At 46.3% G+C, this 8,657-nt stretch carries 9 protein-coding genes; 2 read left to right on the top strand and 7 right to left on the bottom strand.

The genetic code is table 11. The features are described 5' to 3' along the window. Positions 1 to 110: 110 nt before the first annotated feature. Together ABGU93_RS00870 and ABGU93_RS00865 are read right to left on the bottom strand one after the other, a co-directional pair. The gene (locus ABGU93_RS00870) at positions 111 to 1,274 is read right to left on the bottom strand and encodes an aldo/keto reductase (RefSeq protein WP_347411617.1); all 1,164 of its coding nucleotides are present in this window, start codon (positions 1,272 to 1,274) and stop codon (positions 111 to 113) included. A gap of 141 nt (positions 1,275 to 1,415) precedes the next feature. Then, positions 1,416 to 1,976 carry a TetR/AcrR family transcriptional regulator gene (locus ABGU93_RS00865; protein ID WP_347411616.1) on the bottom strand — a complete coding sequence of 187 codons (561 nt, stop codon included), beginning with the start codon at positions 1,974 to 1,976 and terminating at the stop codon, positions 1,416 to 1,418. A 229-nt stretch (positions 1,977 to 2,205) separates the two neighbouring features. Here ABGU93_RS00865 and putP point away from each other — a divergent pair, with 229 nt between their 5' ends. Further along, the gene (gene putP / locus ABGU93_RS00860; RefSeq protein ID WP_347411615.1) at positions 2,206 to 3,765 is read left to right on the top strand and encodes a sodium/proline symporter PutP; all 1,560 of its coding nucleotides are present in this window, start codon (positions 2,206 to 2,208) and stop codon (positions 3,763 to 3,765) included. A 135-nt stretch (positions 3,766 to 3,900) separates the two neighbouring features. Here the strand turns inward: putP and ABGU93_RS00855 are convergent, their stop codons facing one another. The 5 genes from ABGU93_RS00855 to ABGU93_RS00835 form a co-directional block, all read right to left on the bottom strand. Beyond that, positions 3,901 to 4,323, bottom strand: coding sequence for a molybdenum cofactor biosynthesis protein MoaE (locus ABGU93_RS00855; protein ID WP_347411614.1), 423 nt, complete (start codon positions 4,321 to 4,323; stop codon positions 3,901 to 3,903). A 66-nt stretch (positions 4,324 to 4,389) separates the two neighbouring features. Continuing rightward, complete coding sequence (locus ABGU93_RS00850; RefSeq protein WP_347411613.1) at positions 4,390 to 6,138, bottom strand: EAL domain-containing protein; 1,749 nt, start codon at positions 6,136 to 6,138, stop codon at positions 4,390 to 4,392. 38 nt (positions 6,139 to 6,176) lie between these two features. Further along, the gene (locus ABGU93_RS00845; protein ID WP_347411612.1) at positions 6,177 to 6,446 is read right to left on the bottom strand and encodes a hypothetical protein; all 270 of its coding nucleotides are present in this window, start codon (positions 6,444 to 6,446) and stop codon (positions 6,177 to 6,179) included. 30 nt (positions 6,447 to 6,476) lie between these two features. Further along, a complete protein-coding gene (locus tag ABGU93_RS00840; protein WP_347411611.1) occupies positions 6,477 to 6,743 on the bottom strand; it encodes a hypothetical protein in 267 nt (88 codons plus the stop codon). Positions 6,744 to 6,807: 64 nt separating this feature from the next. Continuing rightward, positions 6,808 to 7,212 (bottom strand): CHASE4 domain-containing protein, encoded by a 405-nt coding sequence (locus ABGU93_RS00835; RefSeq protein WP_347411610.1) that lies wholly within the window; start codon positions 7,210 to 7,212, stop codon positions 6,808 to 6,810. A 301-nt stretch (positions 7,213 to 7,513) separates the two neighbouring features. On the opposite strand from ABGU93_RS00835, the gene rsmH reads away from it, so the two are divergent. Continuing rightward, positions 7,514 to 8,563, top strand: coding sequence for a 16S rRNA (cytosine(1402)-N(4))-methyltransferase RsmH (rsmH, locus tag ABGU93_RS00830; RefSeq protein ID WP_347411609.1), 1,050 nt, complete (start codon positions 7,514 to 7,516; stop codon positions 8,561 to 8,563). The last annotated feature ends 94 nt before the right edge of the window (positions 8,564 to 8,657 follow it).

The following is an 8,657-nucleotide window of genomic DNA, read 5'->3' as shown; positions in this document are numbered from 1 at the left end:
GAAAAGTCTTTTGTATCAACGTTTTAAAGTGTTTTTAATGTGCGAAGTTTGAGTAAGTTAATTATTTGTCAAATTGTAATTATTTCAATAATCGGCTGCCCGCTGCCATTCTACAATTTCATAAAGCGTTTGATCAAAAACCGGGTTGGTTTATAATAAAAGCCTTCCATGGATTTGGCAACGGTCGCCAACTCATCTCTGATACTAATATTCTGGGGGCAATGGCTTTCGCATTTACCGCATTGTGAACAGAGCGAGGCATTGCTGGTCTGGCTTTTAACACTGGTTTGCATGATATACTTGCTGAGGGCCGCCGTCTTACCTTCGATTTCACGATCATTGTAACATGAAAAGCAGGTGGGAATATCGACACCCCGAGGACACGGCATACAATAATTACAACCGGTACAGGGGATTTTAATCTTATCGCTTAATATTTGCGTGACTTGATTAAAGAGTTCCAGGTCAGCCGCAGTAAAAGCATTGGCCTCGGTCTGGGAAGCCACGCTGATATTTTCTTCCACCATCGCCTGGGAATTCATGCCCGATAACACCACGGTAACTTCCGGATGATTCCAGATCCACCGAAAGGCCCACTCCGCCGGCGAACGCTTGTCTGCGGCCTGATCCCAGACCTGATAGACTTCCTTGGGCAGGTTGGTGACCAGTTTCCCCCCTCTTAAGGGTTCCATAACCATTACCGGCAAACCTTTGGCGGCGGCATATTCCAGCCCCTCTTTACCAGCCTGTTTATTTTCATCGAGGAAATTATATTGGATCATACAGAATTCCCAATCATAGACATCCACCAGCTTTTTAAATTCATCCCGACCGCCGTGATACGAAAAGCCAATATTGATAATCTGCCCGGCCTGTTTCTTTGCTTCGATCCATGTAAGAATCCCCAGATTCACCAGCCGGGTCCAGATGTTAACATCCGTCAGCATATGCAGAAAATAATAGTCAATATGATCGGTTTGCAACCGCTCCAGTTCAGCATTGAAAATCTTGTCCAGATCTTCATATTTTTTTACAAGATATGGGGGCATCTTGGTGGCAATCTTGACCCGGTCACGATAACCTTTTGCCAGTACCCGGCCCAGTATCGCTTCGCTTTTGGGATAAATATAGGCGGTATCAAAATAATTGACCCCATTTTCAATCGCGTAAATAATCTGTTTTTCCACCTCTTGTTCATCTTTGGCAAAACGCATGCAGCCAAAACCAAGGGCTGAAAGTTTGTCCCCATTTTTGGGATTGATCCGATAATTCATATTCGTAGCTCCTTCTTAAATTCGTTATGATCGCCGCTGAGCAGTTCGCTCACTCTTATCCGTGAATTCTATTAAATAGCCCTAGCGTGGCCGGCACAGGCCAGTCAAAATGACTGATTAGTCATTCATTTGTAAAAAAAATTAGTTTTTGATACTATCCCATAGAAAATTAAACGACGTTTCTAAAAAACCGTCATCTGCGGCCAAACTGGGATTATCGATAAAATAATAGGTGTTCGCATTGAGAATCCCCATCAGCAGATTGCTCATATAATCGAGATTGACCTTTTTAATTATTTCCTGCTCAATCCCCTCAGCAATTAACTCCATAATGTTATTGAACTTGCTCAGCCCTTCTTTGCGGGTGGTTTCGCCGATACAGGAAGCATTGCAGAACTGCTGAAAAAATAAAAATTCATCGGTGTGATCAAGACTCCAGCCGATATAATTAATGTAAATCCGTTTCAGCTTGCTTCTGAAGGTGGTCTCGTGCTCAAGCCCAAAAGATAAGCGCCGGGTCAGAGATTCTTTGCAGCTCAAATAAAGCACATTGATCAGTTCTTCCTTACTTCTAAAATAGTTGAACAATGTCCCGGTGGCCACCCCGGCTTCTTTAGTAATCCGTGCTGTTGGGGTATTATCAAAACCATAGCGATTAAAAAGCTGTAAAGCTGCTTTGAGAATTCTTTCGCGCTTATCCAATCATTACCTCCAGATCATCGTCACATTTATTTAACTCATTGATTTTAAACTATTATACGTGTAAATGACTAACTAGTCAACATCAAATCAATCGACTGCAATACCTAAGCTCGTTATCGAGTCGCCGGAAGAGCTTCAGATTCTCTGCAGCGGTATTTTTTCATCCATTTCTTTGTATATAAATTCATTCTATGCTATAATACATTGGAATTTAATTTAGGAGGAAAGAATGAGTACTGATAACATTCAAATACTGATCGCCATGATCATTTACATCGCGGCGATACTCGGTATCGGCGTCTATTTTTTAAAGATCGCCAACGAGAACAGTGACAATTATTTTATCGGCGGCCGTTCCCTGGGACCCTGGGTTGCGGCAATGAGTGCAGAAGCATCCGACATGAGCGGGTGGCTGCTAATGGGATTGCCCGGTGTAGCCTACTGGTGCGGTTGGAGTGATGCCTTCTGGACGGCTTTGGGTCTGGCGCTGGGAACCTATCTAAACTGGAAGATTACCGCCAAACGGTTGCGTAATTATTCGGCCATTGCCGGTGACGCGATTACCATTCCCGAATATTTCAGCAACCGTTTCAAAGAAAAAAGCAAGGTGATTATGCTGATTGCCTCAGTCTTTATTCTGGTTTTCTTTACGGTTTACGCCGCCAGCTGTTTTGTTACGGTCGGTAAGCTGTTTAATTCGCTGTTTGGCATTCAATATCAGGTGGTGATGATCGTCGGTGCATGTTTTGTTATTTTATATACCTTACTAGGTGGTTTCCTGGCTGAAAGTGTATCGGACTTTTTGCAGGGCATCATCATGTTCATTGCACTGACCCTGGTCCTGATCCTCGGTGTAATGGCTGCCGGCGGCATTAGTGGTGTGATGGAAAATATCCAGCGGATCCCTGGTTTCTTTGACTTCTTCGGCATTGCCAACCCCACCGTGGTCGACGGGACCCAACAGGTCTTGACTGGCAACCCGGTTTTTGGCCCAGCCTTACCCTACACCTTCCTGACGATTATCTCGACGATGTCCTGGGGTCTTGGTTATTTTGGGATGCCCCAAGTATTACTGCGGTTTATTGCCATCCGCGATGCTGCTGAAATTCCCAAGGCGCGACGGATTGCCACCACCTGGTGTGTGATTTCACTGTTTGCTGCCGTTATTATCGGTCTGATCGGTCGGGTTTTATTCCCCACCGAACTGCTGACTCCAAGCGGAGCGGAAAGTATTTTCATCGTCATGTCCACCAATCTACTGCCGCCATTGCTCGCCGGATTCGTAATGGCCGGGATTTTGGCTGCAACCATGAGTTCATCGGATTCCTACCTGCTGATTGCGGCTTCGGCCTTTTCTAAAAACATTTACGAGGGTATCCTCAAAAAGGATGCCACCGAAAAGCAAATCATGCGGGTTTCCCATCTGACCCTGATCGCCATTGCGGTGATCGGTGTCCTGCTGGCTCTGGATGAAACCAGCGTCATCTTTAGTATCGTCGCCTTTGCCTGGGCCGGTTTTGGCGCTACCTTCGGACCGCTGATGATCTTCTCGCTGTTCTGGAAACGGACCAATCGTGAAGGCGCAATTGCCGGCATGCTGGCTGGTGGCGGCATGGTCTTTATCTGGCGACTGTTGATTAAGCCTCTGGGCGGTATCTTCGGTATTTACGAACTGATGCCAGCCTTCCTGGTCTCCTGCTTCTTTATCGTGGTGGTTTCCCTGCTGACCAAGGAACCCTCCCAGGAAATCCAGGATGAATTTGAACAGGCTAAAGCCGCTTCACTTTAATTCTATTTGATTAAATGAGTCAAAACTAAAAGCCAGCTGAAAAGCTGGCTTTTAGTTTTATGACTTATTTTGTCACAAAACAATATTTTTGCGACAAAATAAGCTTTGAATTTTGATTGTGATGAAAATTAATGCCTATTCTTTTGTCTCTGATTTCTGCTCTATCTCAGTGACGCAGGTGGTTTTGATGGTTTCAACCAGAAACTGCAGAGCATCAATCACACGGGGCCGGATATCACCGCCGATGAGGACAAACATAATATCATCGCCCAGGTCCAGCTGTCCTTCATTGAGCCAGACCCGTACGTGGAAGATACCGTCCATTTTTTTTGTGGCTTCGATCGCGGCCTCAACCTTGGCGGCGTCGTAAAAGAATTCCATACCGGTAACCTGCGAACCGTCATCCACGCCCTGGCGCACCTTGGCTTTGGGGGTTTGGCGGACAGTACCGTTATGGACCAGATACATCCCTTCCTGTAAGGCCTGGGGATCACATTTGGCTTCTTTCAACCAGGCGTCAATCGATGGCGCCGTTTTTTTATTTTTTTGATTACACATATTCCTCTACTCCTCTTTTTTGTCGTATTATTTTTTTGATTCACTGGCAGCAGTGATTCAGCATCATCACTCAACTATCGTTTCAAGCTTTCGTTTGCCCAGACATAAATCGATAAAATCAGATTTTTCCAGCGGCCTGCTAAAATAGTATCCCTGATAGATTTTCCCCCCATTGTGAGCATGAAAATCGACCTGTTCCCGGGTTTCAACCCCTTCGACAATGGTTTGCAGGTTAAGCACCTCGCCGATGGAAATGATCATCGCAGCCAGTTTTTTCTCCTTCTCCAAACCCATTCCCTGGGTAAAACTCTTATCAACCTTGATCAGATCAAAGGGCAGCTGGCTGATTAACCCCAGTGATGAATACCCCCTGCCAAAATCATCCAGCACGAGTTTGATTCCCAGTTGTTTTAAGGCGATAATCGCCAGCAGGGTCTGGAGTTCGTCCTCCACAAAAATATTTTCGGTGATTTCCATGTATAGCAATTTAGGATCAATCTGATTTTTTTCAACCACCTGTTTGACTGCCCCAACCAGATCATAGGATTTAAACTGCATCACCGAAACATTAATACTGATGGGGACGCAAATCCCTTGCTCAGCGAATTCCCGGATCGTTTGACAGGCCTCATCAATGACCCATTGGCCCAGGGCATTGATCATCCCGGTTTCTTCGGTCAGGCTGATAAACTCATCCGGCAAATAGGTTTGACCTTCTCCGTCGGTCCAGCGGATCAGCGCTTCGGCACCAAAAATACGGCAATGATTGGCTTCCACCGCAATCTGCGGCTGATAAACCAGATGAAAGGCATGACTGGCGATCGCCCGTTTTAAACGGTTGATCATAATAATTTTAGGAATTTCATAAGGCACGGTCTGGCCGGTCGCAAAGGTATAACAGTTTTTCCCATTGGCTTTGGAGGTGTACATGGCCTTGTCGGCATTGATCATAATTTCTTCGATACTGTCGCCGACATCGGGAAAAATGGCAATTCCGACACTGGCGCCGATGCTGATCCGTTCCCCGGAAATGATAATTTCCCGGGAAATATTGTAGAGCAGATCGCTGACAATCTTTTCCACGTCAGCCTTTTCCCGGACATTCTCCAGAATCATGGTGAATTCGTCACCGCCCCAACGGGATAACAAATCAGTTTCCCGGATGTTCTGGCTGATCCGGTTGCCCACCTCAATCAGCAGTATATCACCGTAACTGTGGCCAAAGGTATCATTAACCAGTTTAAATCCGTCAAGATCGATAAACAGCACCGCAATTTTTGTGTTGGCTTGTTTTACCCGGGCAACGGCTTTACGTAAATGAATATAAAACAGGGCCCGGTTTGGCAATCCGGTGAGACCGTCATAGAAAGCCATTTTCTCCAGCTGATTCTCCAGATCCTTCTGGGCGGTCAAATCGGAAAAGGCCCCGACATAATGGGTAACCGTACCTGACGGATCACAAATCGCATTAAAACTGAGCCAGATCGGGATCAGGGCCCGGTCCTGCCGGAGATAACATAACTCCCCTTTCCAGCTTCCGGCAGTTTTTAAAGTCTGCCACAGCATTGCATAAAATTCTTCATTATCATTGGCCGGATTAATGATTTGGGGTTGCTGACCGAGCAGTTCTACTTTACCATAACCGGATAGAATCTCAAAGGCTTTGTTGCACATTATGATCCGTCCATCTGGATCAGTAATTAGCAGCCCCTCGCTGGTTTCTTCGAAGGACTCGCCGTAGAGCAGCAGCTCCGCGTTGGCAGCCTTTAACTTTTTTGTCCGGTCCAGCACCATGGTTTCGAGTTGATTATTCATCCGTCGATTTTCTTCATTGGCGGCCTTGATATCGGAACTTACATAAATAAATTTCTGGTATAGCTCGCCGATTTCATCCTTCCGTGCAACCAGAGCCTTGACATCCTGATGCCCGGAATTCCCCCCCGAAACCGCAACGAATCCAGACCTATTTTGAGATGATTCAACGGATCAATAATATAGCGGCGAACGAAAAATGCGGTAACCGCGGCAATCGTAATGCCCAACAGCACCAGAATCAGACCGGTCTGATGGAGACTGTTTCGTCCCTCGGCAATTATGTTGGCTGCTGTTGTGGAGCGCACCACCGCAAACCTTTCCCCTTCCAGGTTGGTCAGCTAGGCGTAAGCCAGAATTGTTGCGTTATCCGGTTGCTCATAAAAAGACTGATCCCCGGTGGCGGCGATTGCCCCATTGCCATAATAATCAGTATAAACATCCTCAATATGTTGTTTGTCCACTGCGCTCATTGATTGTAATTCCATAATTTCCAGGGACGCTCCGGGAATCTTTGCCAGTTTCTCATTGGTGGCCTGGAGATAATCCCGGCCAAAAATAAAGTAATAGCCGGCGATCTGGTTTGCCGCAGTGTTTGAAATTTGCATTGTGGCAAACATATAGGTTTTTTCGCCGACCGAGATAAACCCCTCGCCACTAGACAGTTCGGGTTTAAAGCGACTGCCGATTTCTTTTTTTAATGGTCTCGGTCTGCTGACTGTCCTCAAACGTATCATAGAAAAACAAAAACCCATCTTTGCCGTAAACGCCAGCAAAAGACATATTCAGGTTATCCATGGCCTCATCGGTAAAATTGGCCTGGATAAAGGCTTCATCTCTATTCTTGGTGTAATTGTAGGTATCGTCCCAGACTGCGTAGTCGCTGACCGTAATGGCGATGTTGTCAATCTCATCCTCCATCACCCGCAAACCTTCATCAACGGTATTGGTAGCTTTTTCAATATTAATGCTTTCAAACCTGGGCAAAACCAGAAGAATCTGTTCGCTGGAAATAATCAGAACAAAGGCAATGACAATGAGCAAAATACTGATTGTTGTTTTACTCTGTAATCTCATCGGATAATCCTAACTCACCTTTCACATGGATTGATTGCCATTTATTTATCCAATCGGTATGTTTTATTTTTACCCATTCGCCCCCCTGAATATCCAAAACACCCGTTTATATTTTCGTCATAGCTTTTCCGGGTTTGCTTTTATAAATGGTATTTGGTATCATATTGATACTACCATCCAAATCTATCAAAGGCGGTTAAAAGCATGACCAAGGTATTATTTATACAATTATATATACAATCATTTTTACCAACAAATTCAAAGAGCAGCAACTCCAATTCTGTATCCCGGAGGTTTCCCAGTGGATAATCAGGAACCAAAACATCAGCGCCGGCCCCGCTACAAAGGCACCCACCCCAAGGCCTACAAAGACAAGTATAAGGAATTACAACCGGAAAAATATGCAGATACGGTGGAAAAAGTAATGCAAAAGGGCAGTACCCCAGCCGGGATGCACCGCTCAATTTGCGTTAATGAAATCCTCGAATTTCTGGCGATCAAACCGGGACAAACCGGATTGGATGCCACCCTCGGTTTTGGCGGTCACACCCAGGCGATGCTGCAATGTCTGGCGGGTCAGGGACACCTGTACGCCACCGATGTCGATGCCATCGAACTGCCCCGGACGCAACAGCGACTGGCCAGCAATGGTTATGGCCCGGAGATATTAACCATCCGCCATCTGAACTTTTCCCAAATTGATGAAATAGCCCGGGAATCCGGACCTTTGGATTTTGTGCTGGCGGATTTAGGGGTATCCTCGATGCAGATCGACAATCCCGAACGCGGCTTTTCCTTTAAGTTTGACGGACCATTGGACCTGCGACTGAATCCCGAAAAAGGGATTTCGGCCGCCGAACGGTTAAGCACCATTTCCATGGATGAGCTGGAAGGGATGTTTATTGAAAACGCCGATGAACCCAATGCGGCTGCCATTGCTAAAGCCATTATCGCCCAGCGAAACAAGGGCATCGAAATCGCCACCACCACCCAACTTCAGGAAATTATCAAAGAAGCCCTGAAAAAAATTCCCGGCAGCAATAGCAAGGAAGCCATGAAGAAAACCTGTCAGCGATGCTTTCAGGCCTTGCGGATCGATGTCAATGACGAGTATGAAGTCTTATATGAATTTCTCGAAAAACTCCCGGCTGTGCTGGCCCCCGGCGGACGGGTAGCCATCCTGTCCTTTCATTCCGGTGAAGACCGGCTGGTTAAAAAATCTTTTCAGCGCTTCTTCCGGGAAGGCATCTACCGTGAGGTGGCACCCGGTCCACTCCGGCCCTCAGCCGCAGAATGCCATGCCAATGGCCGGGCCCGTTCAGCCAAATTGCGCTGGGCCATCAAAGCCTGAGTATTGCGTGCGCCAGAATGGACTTAAAAAATTTTCTGCAAATCGGGTAGGAGGCTGACCATTAATTGATCAGCCGACCTCCCACACCACCGTA

This window comes from Acetobacterium sp. (assembly GCF_039830195.1).
In the GTDB taxonomy this organism is placed as follows: domain Bacteria; phylum Bacillota; class Clostridia; order Eubacteriales; family Eubacteriaceae; genus Acetobacterium.
This window is presented reverse-complemented; position numbering and strand designations above follow the sequence as displayed.

Excerpts from the sequence above, each read along its gene's own strand:
- ABGU93_RS00835 (WP_347411610.1), bottom strand. The coding sequence starts at position 7,212 with ATGAGATTACAGAGTAAAACAACAATCAGTATTTTGCTCATTGTCATT.
- ABGU93_RS00850 (WP_347411613.1), bottom strand. The coding sequence starts at position 6,138 with ATGAATAATCAACTCGAAACCATGGTGCTGGACCGGACAAAAAAGTTA.
- ABGU93_RS00840 (WP_347411611.1), bottom strand. The coding sequence starts at position 6,743 with ATGCAAATTTCAAACACTGCGGCAAACCAGATCGCCGGCTATTACTTT.
- ABGU93_RS00855 (WP_347411614.1), bottom strand. The coding sequence starts at position 4,323 with ATGTGTAATCAAAAAAATAAAAAAACGGCGCCATCGATTGACGCCTGG.
- ABGU93_RS00870 (WP_347411617.1), bottom strand. The coding sequence starts at position 1,274 with ATGAATTATCGGATCAATCCCAAAAATGGGGACAAACTTTCAGCCCTT.
- putP (WP_347411615.1), top strand. The coding sequence starts at position 2,206 with ATGAGTACTGATAACATTCAAATACTGATCGCCATGATCATTTACATC.